This is a genomic window from Rodentibacter ratti (genome assembly GCF_002000485.1).
Lineage (GTDB): Bacteria > Pseudomonadota > Gammaproteobacteria > Enterobacterales > Pasteurellaceae > Rodentibacter > Rodentibacter ratti.
Genome location: NZ_MLAJ01000005.1, coordinates 257,975 through 279,310, shown reverse-complemented (window position 1 = coordinate 279,310; position 21,336 = coordinate 257,975). Strand labels below are relative to the sequence as shown.

Genomic DNA, 21,336 nt, shown 5'->3' with positions numbered 1-21,336 from the left:
AAATTAGATAGGAATACCTGAGAATAAAACTAATAAAACAGGCGGAAGAATATTTGTAACAACCCCGAAAGAAATTGCGATAGGTGTCACTTCTATTCCCCCCGATTTTTGAATAATAGGCAAAGTACAGTCCAACGCTGTTGCCCCGGTGATACCAATCGCTGTTGAGCGAAAATGTTGTATAAAAATCGGAACGATAAATAAACTAATAATCTCTCGAGATAAATCATTAAAAAATGCAATACTTCCCTGTATCGGTCCCCATGCATTTGTCAGTACCACACTTGATAAAGAATACCAGCCCATTCCCGAAGCAAATGCTAAACCTTGGGTGATCGGCATAGTTAAAACCAATGCCGCCACAATCCCTCCAAGTAAGGAAGTGACAGTAAATACCATACCGGTTTGAAAACCACGTTTATTAAACAATGCTTCTTTTAGAGAAATTCCATTGTTCCGTAGCTGGATACCCACGAAAAAAATCAAGGCAATCAACACATAAAGATTAATCCCCGTAGGTAAAACAAGATAAGCGTTAAATAGCCAACCGCATAACGTCCCTAAAACAACGGTTCCGGAAAGTTTGAAAGAATCAACTAATGAGTGCCAACGAGAGGGGATTTTTCCTTGAGATTTGAGTAATGGTGCAGGATTAAAACGATCATAAATCATTAATCCAATCATATTTGAGGTTAGAATAATCGCCGAAAGTGCCGCAGCGGTTTTACCTATAATCGGGAGTTTTGTTTCTAGATCATCAAGCTGACCAAGTAAATACCCCATTAAAAACAAGATAACATACAACAAAAACATCACAATTTGATTAATTTTGATGATATGTTTTTTATTTTTTACTTTCAATAAATAGCCTAACAGCATAGGCACTAGCACAACTAATAATCCGTTTATCACGTCTTGCATGATTGTTTTCCTTTGGGTAGACATTACATCTACCCTGTTACTAAAAAACTTATCTCAACGCTTTCTCAATCTTCTCAAATAAATCTTTGGAAAGATTTTCGACAGTGCTTAAACGCTCCAATGCCCGTTTCATGAGGGTTTGACGTTGGGCATCGTAGCGGGCGAAACGGATTAGCGGTTCGATCAGACGAGCGGCAACTTGTGGGTTGCTGTCATTAAGTCGAATTAACACATCCGTTAAGAAACGATAACCTGAACCGCTGATTTCGTGGAAAGCCTTAAGGTTTTGATTGGCAAAACTCCCCACCAAAGCACGTAAACGATTCGGATTGTTGAAATTAAAACTTGGATGATCCATCAGATGATTCACAATTTCTAACACATTTTCATCCGGTCGGGTGGCTTGTAAGGCAAACCATTTATCCATCACTAAACCGTCGTGCTGCCACTTTTGCTCAAAATCAGCAAGTAAGGTATCACGGCACGGGAGAGAGGCTTTGGTTGCTGCCGTAAGTGCCGCAAGGGTGTCCGTCATATTATTTGCCCCATTGTAATGCTTATGAACAAGGTTATTACCAAGGGAGGTGTAAGCCAGATAATTTAAGCAAAGGTTACGCATTGCACGCAGGGCTATATCCTGCTGAGTGATACGGTATGCTTCCAAACGAATATGATTATAGATTTTAAGCAAGGGTTCTTTGAGATATTCGGCAATGGCTCGCACGATAAATTCTCGCGCTGCGACAATGCCATCGGGATCAATGGTTTTGAAACTTTCGGCAAATTCAATTTCTCTTGGTAAGGTAAGAATCAACGTCGCCAATTCAATATCTGCTTCATAATTTTCCAACACTTGTGAAAGTGCGGTCAAAATTTGAGGCGAAATTTCAAAATCTTCTCCTTGTTGGAAATGGGCAACGTTACGACGTAACTCGTTCGTCAATAACATCTGTGCTGCGTCCCAACGCACAAAGGCATTATTGGCAAATTTTAACAAAGTGAGAAGTTGGTCCGTGGTGTAATCATAGTCCAATTTCACCGGTGCAGAAAAATCTTTCAATAAAGCAGGAACCGGGCGACCATAAATACCGTGAAATTCAAATACTTGATCTTTTTCCGTGATATTTAACACGCCATTTAATGCCTCGCCGTCATATTGAAGCATTTGTTTTGTGCCGTCTTGCGCATATAACGCCATTTTAAGCGGAATGTGTAAATTCACTTTTTCCATTTGATCCGCTGTCGGCGGGGTCGTTTGAGAAACGGTTAAACGATAAGTGTGAGTCTGTTCATCATAAGCATCGCTAATTAACAATTCCGGTGTGCCGGATTGACTATACCAGCGGCGGAATTGGCTTAAATCCAGCGCATTGGCACGTTCCATAGCGGAAACAAAATCTTCACAGGTGGCGGCTTTGCCGTCATTTTCCGCAATATATAATGCCATACCTTTTTGGAAACCCTCCTCGCCCAACAAGGTATGCAACATACGGATCACTTCTGCCCCTTTTTCATACACCGTCACCGTGTAAAAGTTATTCATTTCAATCACTTTTTCCGGACGAATCGGGTGTGCCATTGGGCCGGCATCTTCGGCAAATTGCGTGGTGCGTAAGAATTTCACATTATTGATACGATTTACCGCACGAGAGCCGGTATCAGAAGAAAATTCTTGATCACGGAATACGGTTAATCCTTCTTTTAGACTTAATTGGAACCAATCACGGCAAGTAACACGGTTACCCGTCCAGTTATGGAAATATTCGTGAGCAATCACACTTTCGATAGCGAGATAATCCTCGTCCGTTGCGGTTTGCGGGTTCGCCAACACAAACTTAGAATTGAAAATATTCAATCCCTTGTTTTCCATTGCCCCCATATTGAAGAAATCCACCGCCACGATCATATAAATGTCTAAGTCGTATTCCAGATTAAAGCGATCTTCATCCCACTTCATGGATTTTTTCAGACTTTCCATTGCCCAACCGGCACGATCAAGATTACCGCGATCCACATAGAGCTCTAACGCCACTTCCCGACCGCTTTTGGTGATGAATTTATCTTGTAATAAATCAAAATCCCCTGCTACTAAGGCAAACAAATAGCTTGGTTTTGGAAACGGATCATGCCATTCAACCCAATGACGCCCCTTGTCTAGCTCGCCTTCAGCGATACGATTTCCGTTGGAAAGCAAGTAAGGATATTTCGTTTTATCTGCGGTGATTTTGGTGGTGTAACGAGCTAACACATCAGGGCGATCCAGCATATAAGTAATTTGACGGAAACCTTCCGCTTCACACTGAGTACAAATGCCTTCACCCGATTGATACAAACCTTGTAATGAGGTATTTTTTGCCGGAACCAGAATGGTGACAATTTCTAGCTCAAATTCAACAGCACTTTTATCGCTCAAATTCAAGGTTAAACCTTCGCCATCCTGCTGATAATCGGTGAAAGATGCGCCGTTAAATTTAATGGAGGAAAATTGGAAACTATGACCGTCTAAACGCAAACTTGTTGCTTGATCATTTAATCGTTGGAATTTTGTGGTTGCGGTAACCACCGTGTGATCCGGATCTAACTGAAAGTCTAAATAAATGTCCGTCACAGTAAAATCCGGTTTTTTATAATCTTTGCGATATTTTGCTTTAGCTAACATAATCGGCTCTTTTTTAAGAAAAAATCGCCCATTAGAATATGATTTTACGGCAAAAGTTGCAATGGAATTTTCTCTCACAACAACTGAGCAAACGTTTGCCTAGCCTTGTAAAATTATGCTATTCTACGCACCGTTTTTATTTTTAATTGGGATCAAAAAATGTCCACAAAACAAGCACAAATTGCCATTGTGATGGGTTCTAAAAGCGATTGGGCAACCATGCAAGAAAGCACACAAATTTTAGATGAACTCAATGTGCCTTATCATGTTGAAATTGTTTCCGCCCACCGAACCCCCGATAAACTGTTTAGCTTTGCCGAAAATGCGCAAAAAAACGGCTATAAAGTGATTATTGCCGGTGCAGGCGGTGCAGCACATTTACCGGGTATGATCGCCGCAAAAACCTTAGTTCCCGTGCTGGGTGTACCGGTGAAAAGTTCCATGTTAAGCGGTGTGGATAGCCTTCATTCTATCGTGCAAATGCCAAAAGGTATTCCAGTAGGAACACTTGCTATCGGCCCTGCCGGTGCAGCAAATGCCGCATTACTTGCTGCACAAATTTTGGCGGCGTGGGATCAGGATTTGCTCTCACGTTTACAAGCATTCCGCGAAAAACAAACTCAAGCGGTGTTGGATAATCCCGATCCGCGCGTATAAAACGCAAGAAAACTTGACCGCACTTTATTAAAAGTGCGGTTGTTTTTTCGATTATTTTTTGATGAGAAATAACATGCAACAATCCTCCCTCTACCCTACGGTTTATGTGCTTGGTAACGGTCAATTAGGCAGAATGCTTCGCTATGCTGGTGCACCTTTAGATATTCAGGTGGAACCTTTAGCCTTCAATGCGCCCGTTTTTGATTTGCCGACAAATGCGGTGATCACCGCAGAAATTGAACGTTGGGAAAAAACACCTCTCACCGAATTACTCGGCAACCACCCTCATTTTGTCAATCAACCTATTTTTGGCTTGTTGGCAGATCGTTTAACACAAAAATCCCTTTTGGATGAACTTGAGCTTTCCACTTCGCCTTGGCGCTTGTTAGAAAATAAAGAACAATGGCAAGAAGTTTTCCAAAACATAGGTGAAAAAGTCGTGGTGAAACGCCGTACCGGCGGCTATGACGGACGTGGACAATGGATTATCACGAATGAAAATCAAAGCGAGATTACCGATGATTTATTCGGTGAAGTGATTGCGGAGAAATTTATTCCTTTTGATTATGAGGTATCGATTGTTGGCGCACGTTTCAAAAATGCTGAAAAACGCTTCTATCCTGTGACACACAATCTTCAACAAAATGGAATTTTACGTTATAGCGTGATGGATACCGCTTTCCCTCAACAATCTCATCAACAGGCACAAGCGGAAGCCATGTTGGGTAAAATTATGGATAGGCTCAATTATGTAGGGGTCATGGCGATGGAATGTTTTGTGGTGGGTGATAAATTGCTAATCAATGAACTTGCCCCACGTGTACACAACAGCGGTCACTGGACACAACTTGGTTGTTCCATTAGCCAATTTGAATTGCATCTGCGTGCATTACTGAATTTGCCGACACCAAATTTGGAAACTTTTGCGCCGAGTGTGATGGTAAATTTAATTGGCACAGATCATAATCCACAATGGTTAAATATCCCTTTTGCCCAGCTTCATTGGTATGGCAAAGAAGTTCGCCCGGGGCGGAAAGTGGGTCATATTAATCTTTCTCACCCGGATAAATCCGTTATCGTTCAGCAACTGGAAAAACTTCGTCATACTTTACCGGAAGATTATCAATCCGGATTGAACTGGACGATCGCACAATTAAAATAAATTCATTTTTAACCGCACTTTTTGATGTAATCAGCAAAACACAAAAGTGCGGTTAATTTTTGTGGTGTTTTTACTTGCTAAACATAAAAGCTTGCAGTATAAAGAGACCGATTATCCCCCCATCAAAAAAGGAAAATGCTATGTTTGAAAATATCAAAGCCGCACCTGCCGATCCAATTCTTGGCTTAGGCGAAGCATTCAAATCTGAAACCCGTGCAAATAAAATTAACCTTGGTATTGGCGTATATAAAGATGCACAAGGTGCAACCCCCATTATGCGGGCTGTAAAAGAAGCAGAAAAACGCTTACTTGATAAAGAAAATACCAAAAATTATCTCACCATTGACGGTATCGCAGAATACAATCGTTTAACCCAAGAACTACTTTTTGGCGCAGACAGTAACATTGTAAAACAACAGCGAGCCAGAACCGTTCAAAGCCTTGGTGGAACCGGTGCACTACGCATTGCAGCTGAATTTATCAAACGCCAAACTAAAGCGCAAAACGTCTGGATTAGCACACCGACTTGGCCAAACCACAATGCGATTTTCAATGCTGTAGGGATAACAATTCGTGAATACCGTTACTATGATGCGGAAAACAAAACTTTAGACTGGGATAATTTAATCGCCGATTTAAGCAACGCAAACGCAGGTGATGTCGTGCTTCTCCACGGTTGCTGCCATAATCCGACCGGTATTGATCCAACACCGGAACAATGGCAACAACTGGCAGAACTTTCTGCAAAAAACGGTTGGCTCCCCCTATTCGATTTTGCTTACCAAGGTTTAGCAAACGGCCTAGATGAAGATGCCCTTGGCTTACGCACCTTTGCCGAAAATCATAAAGAATTGCTTGTTGCCAGCTCTTTCTCTAAAAACTTCGGTTTATATAATGAACGGGTAGGTGCATTTACTTTAGTGGCGGAAAATTCAGAGATTGCTTCAACCGCATTGACTCAAGTGAAATCCATTATTCGTACGCTCTACTCCAACCCTGCCTCTCACGGCGCAGCAACGGTGGTACAAGTGTTAAGCTCCCCACTGCTTCGCCAATCTTGGGATGATGAACTCACCGAAATGCGTGAACGAATCAAGAAAATGCGTCATTTATTTGTGCAGTTATTAAAAGAGTACGGCGCACAACAAGATTTCAGTTTTATTATCGAACAAAACGGTATGTTCTCCTTCAGTGGTTTAACAGCAGAACAAGTAGATCGCTTAAAAGAAGAATTCGCTATTTATGCGGTGCGTTCAGGTCGTATTAACGTAGCAGGTATTACAGAAGATAACATCCGTTATTTATGTGAAAGTATTGTAAAAGTCCTTTAATCTCTATCCATTACTTATAGTAAAAAGCGCATCATGTATGCGCTTTTTGTTTCAAAATAAAAACACAAATGAAAATATGCGATTTCATTCAATTTAACATAGCAAAAAGTAGCATTTCCTTTTATACTACGCACTGTCATCCTAGATAGAAAATCAAATCAATCATCCCAACCGAAATTCTAAAAACTTGGCTATTTATCCCGATCCAAGTCGTTTTTAATTAAGGAAATAAAAATGCATTTAACATCAAGAGAACAAGAAAAGCTGATGCTTTTTCTTGCCGGTGAGCTTGCAGCAAAACGCAAGGCTCGCGGTGTAAAATTAAACTATCCGGAATCCATCGCCTACATTGCCAGCCACTTACAGGAAGCCGCTCGTGACGGTATGACAGTTGCAGAAGTAATGCAATATGGAGCAACCCTTTTAACTGTCGATGATGTTATGGAAGGTATCCCTGAAATGGTACATGAAGTGCAAATTGAAGCTACCTTTCCCGATGGCACAAAATTAGTAACGGTACATAACCCGATTAGATAAATTAGGATTTAATCAAATGATTCCAGGTGAATACAAATTAGCAAACGGTGATATCCAAGCCAATATTGGGCGGAAAACCGTAAAAATTGATGTGATAAATAAAGGCGATCGTCCAATCCAAGTCGGCTCCCACTATCACTTTTTTGAAACCAATAATGCCCTTGAATTTGACCGCACTTTAGCTCGTGGTATGCGTTTAAACGTCCCCTCAGGAAATGCGGTGCGTTTTGAACCCGGCGAAGCTAAAACCGTAGAATTAGTAGAATTTGGCGGAAACAAAATCATTTATGGTTTTCATAACAAAATTGACGGCAAATTATAAGGAATAGCACAATGACATTAACCATTCCAAGATCTCAATATGTTGCCACTTTCGGCCCCACCGTGGGCGATAGCGTGCGTTTAGGCGATACTGATTTATGGGCAACCATTGAACAAGATTTAGTCACCAAAGGTGATGAATGTAAATTTGGCGGTGGCAAAAGTGTGCGTGATGGTATGGCTCAATCCGGCACCGAAACCCGTGATAATCCTAATGTACTAGATTTTGTTATCACCAATGTGATGATTATTGATGCGAAACTTGGCATTATCAAAGCGGATATTGGTATTCGTGATGGACGAATCGTGGGTATCGGTCAGGCTGGTAATCCCGACACAATGGACGGCGTTACCCCAAATATGATTATCGGCGTGAGTACCGAAGTGCATAATGGTGCAAACCTAATCGCCACTGCAGGCGGAATTGATACACATATCCACTTTATCTGCCCGCAACAAGCACAACACGCCCTGGAAAACGGAACAACCACATTAATTGGTGGTGGTACAGGTCCGGCGGATGGTACGCATGCTACTACTTGTACACCGGGAGCTTGGAATTTACAACGAATGTTCCAAGCCGCAGAGGCACTGCCTGTCAATGTGGGCTTTTTTGGTAAAGGTAACTGCTCTACCCTTGAACCTTTAAGAGAACAAATCCGTGCCGGTGCACTCGGTTTAAAAATCCACGAAGATTGGGGGGCAACACCTGCGGTTATTGATGCGGCATTAAAAGTGGCAGATGAAATGGATGTGCAAGTGGCAATCCATACTGATACCCTCAACGAAAGTGGTTTCTTAGAAGATACCATGAAAGCCATTGACGGACGTGTTATCCATACTTTCCACACTGAAGGCGCAGGCGGTGGACATGCTCCAGACATTATCAAAGCAGCAATGTATCCGAACGTGCTACCGGCTTCTACCAACCCAACTCGCCCGTTCACAGTGAACACTATTGACGAGCATTTGGATATGTTGATGGTTTGCCATCATTTAGACAAACGTGTGCCTGAAGATGTGGCATTCGCCGACAGCCGTATCCGCCCAGAAACCATTGCTGCAGAAGATATTTTACACGATATTGGGGTATTTTCCATTATGAGTTCCGACTCGCAAGCCATGGGGCGTATCGGTGAAGTGGTAACACGCACTTGGCAAACAGCGGACAAAATGAAAGCACAACGAGGTGAATTAGGCACTAAAGGCAACGATAACTTCCGTATTAAACGCTATATTGCGAAATACACCATCAACCCGGCTATTGCTCACGGTATCGCTGATCATGTCGGTTCATTGGAAGTGGGCAAAATCGCTGATATTGTGCTGTGGAAACCCATGTTTTTTGGTGTGAAACCTAAAACAGTGATCAAAAAAGGCTTTATCAGTTATGCCAAAATGGGCGACCCAAATGCCTCGATCCCAACACCACAACCGGTATTCTACCGCCCAATGTTTGGCAACCAAGGCAAAGCTACCACTGAAACTGCTGTAGTATTTGTGTCGGAAGCCGCTCAACAAGCGGATATTCAAACTCAATATGGCTTAGAAAAAGAACTCATTGCTGTGAAAGGTTGCCGTAATATTGGTAAAAAAGACTTAGTTCATAATGATGCCACACCTGAAATCACCGTCGATCCTGAGCGTTACGAAGTGCGGGTAAATGGTGAGCTTATCACTTGTGAACCGGCAGAAAAAGTGCCACTGGCGCAGCGGTATTTTATGTTCTAACGACACCTCAACCCCAAAGGGGCTGAATTATTCGTAATCCTAGGGTAACTTGTTACTCTGGACGAAAGTTTGTGATCTCACTCGAAAAAATAAAAGGTTTTTCTGATTTCGAATCGGGCTTTTATTAGGATGTTGAATTGTTTTACATTTAAAAAGGAATAAAAATGGATCCTCAATTACAGCTATTACAATCAACATTAGAAAATCTTGTTCAACGACTAGATCAACATATTGAGTTTTGGTATGCCCGTGACCTTCAAACACATCTCGGATATAGTCGTTGGGAAAACTTTAAAGTGGCCATTCACCGAGCGATTGATTCCTGTGAAGCCAGTGGCTATAAGGCTTCAGACCATTTTCGTGGCGTCACGAAAATGGTCGAGTTAGGCAGTGGTAGTAAACGTAACATTGATGATTTTATGCTCACACGTTACGCCTGCTATTTAATCGCTCAAAATGGCGATCCAAGAAAGCCTGAAATTGCTTTTGCACAAAGCTATTTTGCAGTGCAAACAAGAAAACAGGAATTGATTGAAGAGAGAATGCAGCTGCATACTCGTTTAGAGGCGCGTGAACGCTTAAGAGAATCCGAAAAAATCCTTTCACAAATTCTTTATGAACGGGGGGTTGACGATGTCGGATTTGGTCGAATTCGTTCAAAAGGCGATTATGCCCTGTTTGGCGGATTTTCCACTCAGGTGATGAAAGAAAAATATGAAATACCGAAAGGAAGAGCATTAGCCGATTTCTTACCAACACTAACCATTGCCGCTAAGCAACTTGCGACAGAGATGACAAATCACAATACGCAACAAGCTAATTTACAAGGTGAAAATGAGATTACGATTGAACATGTACAAAACAATAAAACTATTCGGAAAATGCTTGGACAGCGAGGCATAAAACCAGAAGAATTGCCTGCCGAACCTGATTTACAAAAACTAGAACGGAAAGTAAAACGAACAGAAAAACAATTAGCCGAAAAGGTTAAAACATTACCTAAAATAGAAGACAAAAATGAAAATTCTTAACCCAATCCTCCCCATTATGAATACCATATTGGGCAATTTAACCGAACTTCGAGATGAAGGCAAAATCACAACACAAACCATTGAACGTGTGCCATTGCAATGGTATGAAAGCGAACGCAATATCCTTCGCAAAACCACTAATACAGGGCGTGAAGTGGCATTTCGTTTGCTCAAGGAAGGGCAACGTTTAAAACATGATGACGTGGTGTTTATAAGTGACGAACTGGTGATCGCCATCGAAATTTTACCTAGTGAAGTCATTGTCCTTTCACCGAAAACTCTACCTGAAATGGCACGAGCCTGCTATGAAATCGGTAACAAACATTCACCGCTCTTTTTAGATGGCGATGAGGTGACTTTACCTTACGACAAACCGATGTTTGAATGGTTACAAGCGGCAGGCTTTCATCCGCAAAAAGCCGAACGCCGTTTAAGTCAAGCCTTGCGCGCCAATTCTGCACAAGGGCATTCGCACAGCCATTCACATAGTCACGATCATCACGGCTATCATCACCACGGAGATGGAAATTGGCACCAACATTAAACCGTAGTTTGGCGGATTTAGGCGCTTTGCTCCACTTAGTGGATCCCACTTTACCTATTGGCGGATTTAATCATTCCAACGGCTTGGAAACCTTCGTTCAGCAACGAATTGTGGTAAGTAAAGCGACCCTTGAAGACTATGTGCAAACCCAGCTATTGCAAAACTGGATTTATAACGATGGAGCATACCTTTCCCTCGCTTTCGATGCCATGGAAAGTCATAATTTTGACCGTTTATGCGAATTAGATTGGGAACTTTCCGCTACGAAGATTGCTCGTGAAAGCCGTGAAGGCAGTTTTAAACTCGGTGTGCGGTTGCTCAAAATTTTTATTCGTTATGAAAACCATCCTGTACTGATGGCTTATCAACAGGCAATCAATGAAAAACGCGTGCAAGGCTACTTCCCTATCGTGTTTGCGATGGTTGCACAGGCAATGGGGCTTGCCAAAGCGGATACACTCTATGCCTTTTATTACAATGCGGCGGTGGGGACGATCACCAATGGCGTAAAACTGATTCCCTTAAGCCAAATGGACGGGCAGGATATTTTGTTCAGCTTACGTCAGCCGTTGCAACAAGCGGTCGAATTAAGCCTATCCCCCGATCCGGATTGGCTTGGCGCTGCCACCCTCGCTAACGATATTCGGGCAATGCAACACGAACAGCTTTATACCAGACTTTATATGTCGTAAAAATTATCCTCTCACCCGTTTACGGGAGAGAGACTGATGGAAATTGCGTTCGGCAATTTTCGTCAGAGAGAGGGAAAGTGCGGTCATTTTTCACCAAGATTTTACAATCCCCTCTCCCTCCAAAACCCAAAGAATTTATCCTCCCTTTCCCAGAAATAGAGAGGGAAATCATTAGAAAAAGGAAAAAACAATGCGTAACTACATTAAAATCGGCGTTGCAGGCCCAGTGGGGGCAGGTAAAACAGCGTTAATTGAAAAACTGACTCGTGAAATCGCCAGCAAATATAGCGTGGCAGTGATCACCAATGATATTTACACCCAAGAAGATGCGGAATTTTTGACGAAAAATAGTCTGCTTCCTCCAGAGCGGATTATGGGAGTAGAAACCGGCGGCTGCCCTCATACCGCCATTCGTGAAGATGCCTCAATGAACTTGGAGGCAGTCGATGAAATGGTGGCTCGTTTTCCTGATGTGGAAATCGTCTTTATCGAATCGGGCGGTGATAATCTTTCAGCCACCTTTAGCCCCGATTTAGCGGATGTGACGATTTTCGTCATTGATGTGGCACAAGGAGAAAAAATTCCACGCAAAGGCGGCCCCGGTATTACTCGTTCGGATTTATTGGTGATTAATAAAACCGACCTCGCCCCATTTGTGGGAGCGGATTTAAGCGTTATGGAACGTGATGCTCGCCGTATGCGCAATGGTCAGCCTTTCATTTTCACTAACCTCATGAAAAAAGAAAATTTAGAGGGTGTGATTGGTTGGATTGAAAAATATGCTCTGTTGAAAAATGTGGAAGAGCCTGCTTCATTAGTGAGATAGTTTTTAAAAACAATGAACAGTAAACTCAAACTTTCCACCAAGCTCGCCCAAAACGGTAAAACCCAACTTGCCGACTATTTTGCCACGCCGCCCTTTAAAGTCATGGTGCTGCCTCATTATTCGGGTATTTGGCAGCGGGGATTGAATGCCATGCAGATGTCCTCTTCACCCGGTGTGCTGGCTGGCGATCTGTTAGACATTCAAATTTCACTGGCAAAATCAACCGCACTTTCACTTCATACTCAGGCATTCACCCGTGTGCAAACCATGAATGAAAACGAGAGTGCCGAACAAATCACGCAAATTAACTTGGCAGAAGGAAGCCGTTTATTCTATTTACCCCATCCGTTGGTGCTACACAAAGATTCTGCTTTCAAACAAAAAACGCTCATTGAAATGCAGCCAAACAGCGAGCTGATTTACGGTGAGATTGTTGCCATAGGGCGTGTATTAAATAATGAACGTTTTGCTTTCCGCCAATTTTCATCCCATGTGAAAATTAATAAGTTACAACATGACGGCAAAAAATATCCGCTTGTATCAGATTGTATTCAGTGGTTGCCTTCCTCAATGCATCTCACAGCATTGAGCCAAATGGAAAACTATTCCCATCAAGGATCATTAGTCTATCTAAACCTTGCTAAAAGTGCGGTCGAATTAAAGGGGATTTTACAAGCCATTCACGCACATATTGCGGAGGAAAAAACCATGCTGGTTGGCGCTTCTCTTTTAAACAGAGATGGGATTATCGTACGCGTACTTGGACACCGAGCCAACCAAATTCAAGATCTGTTTTACCATCTTGCCAAATATTTCCAACAAGAAAGTCAATAAAAGGGGCAGATTTCTCTGCCCTGCTTTTTATAGTTTTACATATTCTAAAACGGGTAGATTTAATGCCCGTAAAAGTTGCTCTGTCATTGATTTATGGCTCAATTTTAGCGGTTTTTCCACCATCACTATCCGCTCAATATCCGTTAATTTTTTGTCATTCAAATAGGCAAAATTCAATGCGGTTTGTAATGCCGGTAAACTTGGATTAAAGGCGGCATTTTCCGCATATCGTCCGGTAATAACTTCCCCATTTTTAAACAACATCGCTATGCCGTGTGGGCTTTCGGAATAAGGGCAATGGGATTGGTTCGCCGCTAAAATCCCTTGATTAATCAACTCATCAGAATGATTGGCAACCAAATGATGTGCTTCTTTTGCCAATAAATGCACTGTAATATCAAGATCTTTTGGCCCAAAAGAATCCGGTAAATAATAATGTAATAGACTATTTAAACGATGGGGAAGATGAATCTGCAATTCTTCAGCGCCTTGTAATTCATTCATAAATTGACGGCAATGTCCACAAGGCGTGTAATTCACCACCACATGGGCAATCTGACTTTCACCCCGCAACCATGCGTGGCTAATCGCACTTTGTTCCGCATGAATGGTTTGCTGAATTTCTACATTTGCAAATTCTTGGTTCGCCCCAAAATAGAAATCACCGTTTTGGCCAATGGCCACCGCACCGACATTAAAATGGGAAACGGCGGTATGACTATAACAAGCGGCGATAGGAAGTAGATGTATGGCTAATTGTACGGGAGTTAATGTAAAATCCGAACAAAGCTCTTCCACTTGTTGAGCGCTCAAAAAGCCGGCCCAATTCCCTGCTTCCAATTCTTGGACAATAGCCTGATTCAATGGCACATTCTGTGGCAATGTATTTCTGATTAATTCTTGCATTTGTTTTCCTTAAAAAATATCTAAAAATTTAACCGCACTTATTGTAGATCAAAACTAAACTCATCAATCGACTATTTATAAAATCTGTGAAAAAGATCACAAGTTAGTCTATGCAGATATTTTTTAATCAATCGTTAAATCTTTTAAAAGAATTTAATTTCGATACAAATAATCTATCAATTCTATCTAATAAAGTGGCTTTATTCCCTACTTTTATTATGTATAATAAGCATACTTGAAGCCAAATAGCTTCTGTCTCTAAAAACTCACCAACAATGTAAAGGAGAACATCATGTCAAAAACATCTATCGGCTTAGATAAAGAACAATCCGCGGAATTGGCAAACAAATTAAACGATTTACTCGCCAGTTACCAAATTTTCTACACCAATGTGCGTGGTTATCACTGGAATATTAAAGGGGTAAACTTCTTTGAATTACATGCAAAATTTGAGGAAATTTATACGGATTTAATCACTAAAATCGATGAACTTGCAGAGCGTATCCTCACCTTAGGCCATACCCCAAACAACGCTTACAGCCAATATTTAAAAGTTTCTCGTATTCAAGAAGATATCGCCGTAAGCGGTGCACAAGAATGTTTATCCGGTACATTATCCGGTTTAAAAGTATTACTTGAGCAACAACGTGAAATTCTTGCCCTTGCAGGCGATGCCGATGATGAAGGTACGGCTTCTCAAATGAGCGACTACATCAAAGAGCAAGAAAAATTAGTATGGATGTTCCAAGCCTCAGCAGCTTGCCAAAGTTGCCATGCATAATGAAAGATGATAAAAAAACCTGCCAATCGGCAGGTTTTTTTGTGTTTAAATCGCCTTATCAAAATACAAATTCACACCACTTTGTTCAGACATTTTCTCTAAATATGCCGCCACTTCCGGTGGGAATTGAATATCACGTACACACGTTAAATTACGTAACATTGGGAAAACAATAATATCTTCCAAAGAAAGCTTACCATTCAATGCGAGATCTGATTGAATCAACGGTACAAGATTTTCAAGATCTTGATGTAATCGAACAAGGTAATTTGCCGTTTCATCTAAATTCTGCTGAAAATCCCCGATGGATTCGGTTTTCTTTTTAGTGAAATAATCCACCGCACTTTGGCTTTTAAATTCCGCCAAATCCATTTTTACAAAACGTGGAATAAGCAAGTGATTATAATAACGGCCAACCGTTTTTACCCATTCCTCAACTTCAGGACGAAGTTGCTCAGAAAGTATTTTTTCACCGAAATGCTCGTCCACATAACGGACAATATCCAAACTTTCCGGCATTGCCGTGCCATCTTCTTTAACCAAAATCGGGACGACTTTTTTCCCCACTAAACCGATCGGTGTCTTTTCATCATCATTGCCTAACATCACTAATTCAAAAGGCAGATTTTTTAACCCAAAGATCATTCTTGCACGCACACAAAACGGACAATGATCATAAGCATATAATTTCATATTAGTCTCCTGTTTGAGTGAAATTTTCTAATAATTTGCCTAACCCACTCTGCCGTTTTACTGTTTGGCGTACTGCCATTTTCCAGATTTTCTCATCGGCAAAAACACTGAGTGATTTTTTCGCTCGGGTCACACCGGTAAACACCAATTCACGGGAAAGTATCGGGTTAGGCTCTGTCGGTAATACCATTAAGGTGTGATCAAATTCCGATCCTTGCGATTTATGAATCGTCATAATAAATGCCGGTTCATGGGCGGGAATACGGCTGGTTAGCACCTCACGATTACCAAACCACACTTTGCCATTTGCCAAACACAAGCCAATATCCCCATTGTATAAACGCACATTATGATCATTTTCTGTAATCATGATTGGCTTACCAAGGTACCAATCTTGCTCATTTCTAAACCAAAGCAAATGCTCCCGCCGCAATGCTAACGCGATTTCTTTATTCAGGTTTTCCACACCCAGTGGACTATTACGAAGTGCGGTCAAAAATCGGATTGAATTAAAACGGGCTTGAATCGCCTCTGCATAGGTTTTGCCTTCTTCATTCAATTGATTGAAATCCACGCCCTGCCTTTGTAATTCCCGCAATTCCATTAAATAAAGGCGATAATTTTCAACCGCACTTTGTACCACTTGTTGTACCCAATCGGCTTCAGTTTGTTCGGCATTAAACGGATTAAAATATAATTCCTGAGGAAAAGATGAAAATAGCTTAAGGCTTTCTTCCCCATTGCCACGTTGGATTTGCTCGGCAAGTTTACCAATGCCGGAATTTTTATCAAAGCGGCGACTGAAGGTGAGGTGACACAAACTATCACGCATCGGATTGGCAAGCGCTACACTCGGCACACTATACCCTGTGGTTTGGCGTAAATAATTCGCTTGTTCTTCGCTATAAGGTTCTTCTCCCCATTGTGCCAGTTCGCCTAGCACCGCTCCTGCTTCCACAGAAGCAAGCTGTGCTTGATCGCCCAATAAAATCAAACGGGTTTCCGGTTTGAGGGCATTGATTAATTTTGCCATTAGAGGGAGATCGATCATTGAGGTTTCATCCACCACCAAAACATCAAGCTGTAATGGATTTCTTTCATTGTGATGACAACGATCATTAAAGGCATTCACCCCCAGCAAACGGTGTAAGGTTTCGGCTTTTTGCGGAATAGATTGTAGCAATGCTTCGGATAATCCCATGGATTGTTGTAAAAATCCTAAAGCATTTTGGAGGGATTCTTCCAACCTTGAGGCGGCTTTGCCCGTCGGCGCCACGAGTTTAATGTGTAATTGATGTTGGTATAATTCTTGCAAGACCAATAATAGCCTTGTCACCGTGGTAGTTTTTCCTGTGCCCGGTCCGCCGGTAATCGCCGTAAATGGACTTTTAATCGCCGTTGCCACCGCCACTTTTTGCCAATCAATCTCTGTCGATTTTTGAGGAAAATACAGGGCTAATTTTTCTCGAATTTCATCAGGAGAAAAAGCCAAAGTGCGGTGATTTTTTAAGGTGTTTTTAATATATTGTGCCACACGGTATTCATCTTGCCAGATACGATAAAAATACAGGGCATTAAATTGAAAAACCAAGGGGGCGATATGTGAAATCGGCTCTTGTGTAAAGGCGGAATGCCCTTGCAAATGAGATTGCCATTGCGCCACCGGTAAAAAGTCTATTTTTTGTTGAATTTCAGTTAAATAATCCTGCTCGGTGGCACGATAGCCCAAACCAAATAAATTTCGCGCCAATGGCTTATCTAATTCAACGCAGGTGTTCCCCTGAGCATAGTGCCAACTACAAAGTGCCGCCAGTAAAACCGCTAAATTTTTAGTGGATTCAGGAAGATCTTCCGCCTGTTTATCTGCGATCAATTTTGCAAAATAATAATCGCCTAAACTGATAATGTTTTGCTCATTCAATGATTGTAAAAGCCTTAGCATTAAAACACCTCCTCTAATTCATTGATGAGCTGTGCACTTGGGCGATCAAAAAACACACCTGATTGGGGCTCGCCATTCATCCCCCTTAAGAAAAGATAAAATACGCCACCAAAATCATGTTCATAGTCATAATAGCTATCCACGCTTTTTAAATAACGGTGTAATGCCAAGGTATAAAGCAAATATTGCCAATCATAGTGATGATGTAACACCGCCTTTTCTAAGCACTGAGGTGCATAATCCGCCCAAGTTTCCCCCAGAAAATTCGATTTATAATCCAACAAATAATATTTGCCTTGATGGCGAAAAACCAAGTCGATTGTGCCACGAATCATGCCTTGAATATCCTCAAATTGTAGCCTTTCACTTGGCAAATGATGATGGGCTTGCAAAGCCTGATTAAAGCCTTCCACATCAAAATGTTCCTGAATGGATAAATAAAAAGACATCTCTTTGATACAATCGGATTTTGCCAGCTCAATCAATTTGATCCCATGAGATTGCGATAAAGGCGTTTGCACGATTTTCTCGAACCATTGTTGTAATAGGGGGATCAATTCCACATCCAGCTGTAATTCTTGACAAAGTTTTTCGACGGTAGCCTCATGAGTCAGAGTAGTAAAATCATTTTTTTCTAAATAGCGATGGAGTAATGTCCCTACTTGTGTCCCCCGAGGAAGTGCGGTGATAATCTGTTCTTCTTCAGGAGAAAGTGCGGTCAATATTTCCGAAGGATTTTGTGGTATCGCTTGACTATCGTAATCTTTTGCCTCATCAAAAACAGCGGATTTTTTTACCGCACTTTCATTGAGGTAGTGCATCCAACGATGTTTTTGTTCAATGCCGGTAAAACTGGTGATATGCCAATTTTGTTCAATATGCCCCTGAAATTTCGCCGCACAAAGCACATCTTGTGACGAAGAAAAAGCGAGAGGAGGCAATTCAATTAATTGTGCAGCCGGTTCAATGCTGACACTCGTTCCATCTGCTACATTCGCTTTAAACTCATTAAGGAGTGAGTGCGTTGAATAGGTTTGTGACAACGTTAAATTTTTGCCAATTTCCCCACGGCTAAGCACATACAGCAACGGATTCCATTTTTTATCAAATTCTGCCGGCAAGGCAAATGCCATTTGGTATTTCGCCCGGGTTAATGCCACATAAAGCAAGCGTAATTCTTCCGCAAAGGTTTCTTCTGTCAATTTATCTAAATGGAGATTTTCCATATCCCATAAAACCTTATCGTCATCCTTTGAATAGTAGAGGTTAATGTGAGCAGATTGATTGGGATCACGGCTTGGCACGGCTAAAAACGGTAACCACACTAAATCATATTCCAATCCTTTGGATTTATGAATGGTGACAATTTTGACTAACTGACGCTCGCTTTCCAAGCGAATTTGCGCTTCTTGTCTGCCCTCTCCCTGAATTTGTTTTTCAAACCAGCTCAGTAACGCAGCTTCACTGTTATTCAAGGTGGAGGCTTGTTGTAAAATTTCGGCAAGGTGTAAAAAATCCGTTAAGTCACGCTCACCACTCGCCAAACTTAATAAACGCTCGGCAATACCCTGTTCAAGTAAAAGCCGGTGCAACATAGGCAATACCCCTTGTCGTTGCCAAGTTTGCTGATATTGTGCAAAGCTATCCGCCCAACTTTGCCAATCCTGTTCATTATGATGAATTTGGTGAATTTCTGCTGCCGTCAAACCGAAAAGTGCAGTGGCTATGGCATTTAAAATAGGACGTTCCGCCACATTCAAACATGCTTTCAAAACCAGCACCAATTCCTTCGCAATCCGGCTATCAAACACGCTGCTTTGATCGGAAAGAAACACCGAAGCAATGCCCCGTTGCTGTAATGCGGTCTTCACTGATGCGGCTTCATATCTATCACGCACCAACACAGCAATATTGGCAGCCTGTAAGGCTTGGCTATCCTTATCGCCCTGAAAAATCGTCTGATTTTCAGCCGCACTTTTTAACCAATGTTGAATAGAAATCGCACAAGTTTGAGCCAGCGCCGTTTTATCTAATTTTCCGTCCTTTTCTTCCGTCAAATAAAAGCGATAAGCCGGTTCCTGTTCGCCCTTCAAATAAAATTGGCGATGATCCGTTCTTGCTCCAACCGGCATAAATTCAATACTGTCATAAATAAACGGTGATTGAGGAAAATCGAATAATTGATTTACGCCCTCCACCAGCCGTTGTTCAGAACGATAGTTTTTCATTAAATTAAAACGTTGATCCGCCTGACCTGCAGCTTTCAGATAGGTAAAAATATCCGCCCCCCGGAAACGATAAATCGCCTGTTTAGGATCTCCAATCATAATAAAACCGGTATTATTCCCCTGATTTTCTCGGTAAATTTTGGAGAAAATCCCATACTGCTGTGCATCCGTATCCTGAAATTCATCGATCATCGCAAAAGGATATTGAAAGCGGATCATTTCTGCCAGTTGATCGCCCTGTTCATTTTTTAAGGCTTCGCAAAGTAATCGCAATAAATCGTCAAAAGATTTTTCTTGGTGATTGCGTTTATATTCAAGCAGTTTTTGTTGGATACCTTGGCGGTAATAATAGAGAATAAGTTTGCTAAGTAATTCGGGTTTAATTAATTCATTCACCCGTTTTTCTAATTCAACAAAAATAGGCGCATAAAAAGGTTTAGCGGCTTTTTTCTCATTTTTACTGTTTTTTCTCGGTTTTTCGTATTTTTGAGCGATAGAAGATTGAAGAAAAAATCCCTTTAATGTTGGATGAATTTTATAATCTCTTGAATTATTTGCCCACATATTAACTTGCTTTATCCAATCGGCAAGCCGTTCTATACTATAGCTACTGCGACTTAAAGATCGATAGGTATCGTTCGGGTACTCTCTTGTAATTTCTTCAGTAATGATTGCCGAAATATTCTCTACATTTTGTAACCAAAACATTTTCAATTCCTGCACATCTTGAAAATATCCGTTAAGGTTTTGATCTAAAAATTTATCAAGACTTGGAGGCAAAATTTGTTGGTTACTGAACTCGAGTTCCACATTTTTACCTAAACTCGCCTTTAAAATCGACAACACCTCATCCGGCGATTTCAATTCTTGTGCAATAAAATTCGCCATTTCAAAAGGTAAGGGATAAAAATGCTCACGCCAGAACTCATTGGTAAATTGTTTGAGCAAATCCGACTGGTCTTTCATTAATTCCAAATTGAAATGCACACCGGAATGGAAGGCATATTGCATCAACATTCGGCGACAAAAACCATGAATGGTAAAAATAGCGGCAAGATCCATATTTTGTTCTGCCAATTTTAATCGCTGAATGGCAAGGGGAATATCCTCAATATGCCGAGAAAGTGCGGTCAGAAACTCATCATTTTTAAAAGCACTACCCGATTGTGTTTCCGCATAAGCAGATAATTTTTGAATGGCATCCGTAATGCGTTCACGGATTTTTTGCTTTAACTCTTCTGTCGCCATCTCCGTGAAAGTGACCACCAAAATTTCTTCTACATTTAACGGGCGCGAAAAATTCTTTTCTCCAGCTTGTAATAAGAGGCGAAGATAGAGAGAACCAATGGTATAAGTTTTCCCTGTTCCGGCGGAGGCTTCGATCAAACTCACTTGATTTAAAGGTAATTCGACTGGATTAAGCGGCGTTGATTTTGTCATAGTTTCGCAAATGAGGGATTCAATAGACTCTATTTTAGGGGGGAATTGCTGCTTTGGCTATGCATTAAAGTGATTTTTTAACGGCAATTATTTCGTTACA

General features: G+C 41.4%; 18 protein-coding genes. 12 read left to right on the top strand and 6 right to left on the bottom strand.

What is annotated here, in order from left to right; genetic code table 11:
* Positions 1–3: 3 nt before the first annotated feature.
* Together BKG94_RS06310 and pepN are read right to left on the bottom strand one after the other, a co-directional pair.
* Positions 4–921 carry a LysO family transporter gene (locus BKG94_RS06310; protein WP_077435323.1) on the bottom strand — a complete coding sequence of 306 codons (918 nt, stop codon included), beginning with the start codon at positions 919–921 and terminating at the stop codon, positions 4–6.
* Between the two features lie 49 nt (positions 922–970).
* Positions 971–3,580: an aminopeptidase N gene (gene pepN, locus BKG94_RS06305; RefSeq protein WP_077435321.1), complete on the bottom strand. Its 2,610-nt coding sequence runs from the start codon at positions 3,578–3,580 to the stop codon at positions 971–973.
* Between the two features lie 159 nt (positions 3,581–3,739).
* Here pepN and purE point away from each other — a divergent pair, with 159 nt between their 5' ends.
* The 11 genes from purE (at position 3,740) to BKG94_RS06250 (ending at position 13,246) form a co-directional block, all read left to right on the top strand.
* Positions 3,740–4,237 carry a 5-(carboxyamino)imidazole ribonucleotide mutase gene (gene purE / locus BKG94_RS06300; RefSeq protein ID WP_077435319.1) on the top strand — a complete coding sequence of 166 codons (498 nt, stop codon included), beginning with the start codon at positions 3,740–3,742 and terminating at the stop codon, positions 4,235–4,237.
* A 73-nt stretch (positions 4,238–4,310) separates the two neighbouring features.
* Positions 4,311–5,399 (top strand): 5-(carboxyamino)imidazole ribonucleotide synthase, encoded by a 1,089-nt coding sequence (gene purK, locus BKG94_RS06295; protein WP_077435317.1) that lies wholly within the window; start codon positions 4,311–4,313, stop codon positions 5,397–5,399.
* A 140-nt stretch (positions 5,400–5,539) separates the two neighbouring features.
* On the top strand, positions 5,540–6,730 hold the full coding sequence (locus BKG94_RS06290; protein ID WP_077435315.1) for an amino acid aminotransferase: 1,191 nt from the start codon (positions 5,540–5,542) through the stop codon (positions 6,728–6,730).
* A 234-nt stretch (positions 6,731–6,964) separates the two neighbouring features.
* Positions 6,965–7,267 carry an urease subunit gamma gene (gene ureA, locus BKG94_RS06285; RefSeq protein ID WP_059366413.1) on the top strand — a complete coding sequence of 101 codons (303 nt, stop codon included), beginning with the start codon at positions 6,965–6,967 and terminating at the stop codon, positions 7,265–7,267.
* A gap of 16 nt (positions 7,268–7,283) precedes the next feature.
* The gene (gene ureB / locus BKG94_RS06280) at positions 7,284–7,589 is read left to right on the top strand and encodes an urease subunit beta (RefSeq protein WP_077435313.1); all 306 of its coding nucleotides are present in this window, start codon (positions 7,284–7,286) and stop codon (positions 7,587–7,589) included.
* An 11-nt stretch (positions 7,590–7,600) separates the two neighbouring features.
* A complete protein-coding gene (ureC, locus tag BKG94_RS06275) occupies positions 7,601–9,319 on the top strand; it encodes an urease subunit alpha (RefSeq protein WP_077435311.1) in 1,719 nt (572 codons plus the stop codon).
* A 164-nt stretch (positions 9,320–9,483) separates the two neighbouring features.
* Positions 9,484–10,350 (top strand): DNA damage-inducible protein D, encoded by an 867-nt coding sequence (dinD, locus tag BKG94_RS06270; RefSeq protein WP_077435309.1) that lies wholly within the window; start codon positions 9,484–9,486, stop codon positions 10,348–10,350.
* Complete coding sequence (gene ureE / locus BKG94_RS06265; RefSeq protein ID WP_077435307.1) at positions 10,337–10,894, top strand: urease accessory protein UreE; 558 nt, start codon at positions 10,337–10,339, stop codon at positions 10,892–10,894. Before dinD ends, ureE begins: the two co-directional genes overlap by 14 nt.
* On the top strand, positions 10,879–11,586 hold the full coding sequence (locus BKG94_RS06260) for an urease accessory protein UreF (RefSeq protein WP_077435305.1): 708 nt from the start codon (positions 10,879–10,881) through the stop codon (positions 11,584–11,586). The genes ureE and BKG94_RS06260 overlap by 16 nt, the downstream gene beginning before the upstream one ends.
* Before the next feature lie 190 nt (positions 11,587–11,776).
* Positions 11,777–12,412: an urease accessory protein UreG gene (ureG, locus tag BKG94_RS06255; RefSeq protein WP_077435303.1), complete on the top strand. Its 636-nt coding sequence runs from the start codon at positions 11,777–11,779 to the stop codon at positions 12,410–12,412.
* Positions 12,413–12,424: 12 nt separating this feature from the next.
* Positions 12,425–13,246 carry an urease accessory protein UreD gene (locus tag BKG94_RS06250; protein ID WP_077435301.1) on the top strand — a complete coding sequence of 274 codons (822 nt, stop codon included), beginning with the start codon at positions 12,425–12,427 and terminating at the stop codon, positions 13,244–13,246.
* Between the two features lie 27 nt (positions 13,247–13,273).
* Here the strand turns inward: BKG94_RS06250 and cdd are convergent, their stop codons facing one another.
* Positions 13,274–14,152 carry a cytidine deaminase gene (gene cdd, locus BKG94_RS06245; protein ID WP_077435299.1) on the bottom strand — a complete coding sequence of 293 codons (879 nt, stop codon included), beginning with the start codon at positions 14,150–14,152 and terminating at the stop codon, positions 13,274–13,276.
* Positions 14,153–14,444: 292 nt separating this feature from the next.
* On the opposite strand from cdd, the gene BKG94_RS06240 reads away from it, so the two are divergent.
* Positions 14,445–14,933: a Dps family protein gene (locus BKG94_RS06240; protein WP_077435297.1), complete on the top strand. Its 489-nt coding sequence runs from the start codon at positions 14,445–14,447 to the stop codon at positions 14,931–14,933.
* A 45-nt stretch (positions 14,934–14,978) separates the two neighbouring features.
* Here the strand turns inward: BKG94_RS06240 and grxB are convergent, their stop codons facing one another.
* From grxB to recB, 3 genes are read right to left on the bottom strand one after another with little or no spacing between them, the layout of a single operon-like run.
* Positions 14,979–15,626, bottom strand: coding sequence for a glutaredoxin 2 (gene grxB / locus BKG94_RS06235; RefSeq protein ID WP_077435295.1), 648 nt, complete (start codon positions 15,624–15,626; stop codon positions 14,979–14,981).
* Position 15,627: 1 nt separating this feature from the next.
* Positions 15,628–17,568: an exodeoxyribonuclease V subunit alpha gene (gene recD, locus BKG94_RS06230; RefSeq protein WP_077435293.1), complete on the bottom strand. Its 1,941-nt coding sequence runs from the start codon at positions 17,566–17,568 to the stop codon at positions 15,628–15,630.
* Positions 17,568–21,236, bottom strand: a complete 3,669-nt coding sequence (gene recB / locus BKG94_RS06225; protein WP_077435291.1) for an exodeoxyribonuclease V subunit beta — start codon at positions 21,234–21,236, stop codon at positions 17,568–17,570. The genes recD and recB overlap by 1 nt, the downstream gene beginning before the upstream one ends.
* Positions 21,237–21,336 lie beyond the last annotated feature (100 nt).

Excerpts from the sequence above, each read along its gene's own strand:
- ureG (WP_077435303.1), top strand. The coding sequence starts at position 11,777 with ATGCGTAACTACATTAAAATCGGCGTTGCAGGCCCAGTGGGGGCAGGT.
- BKG94_RS06240 (WP_077435297.1), top strand. The coding sequence starts at position 14,445 with ATGTCAAAAACATCTATCGGCTTAGATAAAGAACAATCCGCGGAATTG.
- ureC (WP_077435311.1), top strand. The coding sequence starts at position 7,601 with ATGACATTAACCATTCCAAGATCTCAATATGTTGCCACTTTCGGCCCC.
- dinD (WP_077435309.1), top strand. The coding sequence starts at position 9,484 with ATGGATCCTCAATTACAGCTATTACAATCAACATTAGAAAATCTTGTT.
- recD (WP_077435293.1), bottom strand. The coding sequence starts at position 17,568 with ATGCTAAGGCTTTTACAATCATTGAATGAGCAAAACATTATCAGTTTA.
- purE (WP_077435319.1), top strand. The coding sequence starts at position 3,740 with ATGTCCACAAAACAAGCACAAATTGCCATTGTGATGGGTTCTAAAAGC.
- ureE (WP_077435307.1), top strand. The coding sequence starts at position 10,337 with ATGAAAATTCTTAACCCAATCCTCCCCATTATGAATACCATATTGGGC.
- BKG94_RS06250 (WP_077435301.1), top strand. The coding sequence starts at position 12,425 with ATGAACAGTAAACTCAAACTTTCCACCAAGCTCGCCCAAAACGGTAAA.
- ureA (WP_059366413.1), top strand. The coding sequence starts at position 6,965 with ATGCATTTAACATCAAGAGAACAAGAAAAGCTGATGCTTTTTCTTGCC.
- recB (WP_077435291.1), bottom strand. The coding sequence starts at position 21,236 with ATGACAAAATCAACGCCGCTTAATCCAGTCGAATTACCTTTAAATCAA.
- pepN (WP_077435321.1), bottom strand. The coding sequence starts at position 3,580 with ATGTTAGCTAAAGCAAAATATCGCAAAGATTATAAAAAACCGGATTTT.
- BKG94_RS06310 (WP_077435323.1), bottom strand. The coding sequence starts at position 921 with ATGCAAGACGTGATAAACGGATTATTAGTTGTGCTAGTGCCTATGCTG.
- cdd (WP_077435299.1), bottom strand. The coding sequence starts at position 14,152 with ATGCAAGAATTAATCAGAAATACATTGCCACAGAATGTGCCATTGAAT.
- grxB (WP_077435295.1), bottom strand. The coding sequence starts at position 15,626 with ATGAAATTATATGCTTATGATCATTGTCCGTTTTGTGTGCGTGCAAGA.
- purK (WP_077435317.1), top strand. The coding sequence starts at position 4,311 with ATGCAACAATCCTCCCTCTACCCTACGGTTTATGTGCTTGGTAACGGT.
- ureB (WP_077435313.1), top strand. The coding sequence starts at position 7,284 with ATGATTCCAGGTGAATACAAATTAGCAAACGGTGATATCCAAGCCAAT.
- BKG94_RS06290 (WP_077435315.1), top strand. The coding sequence starts at position 5,540 with ATGTTTGAAAATATCAAAGCCGCACCTGCCGATCCAATTCTTGGCTTA.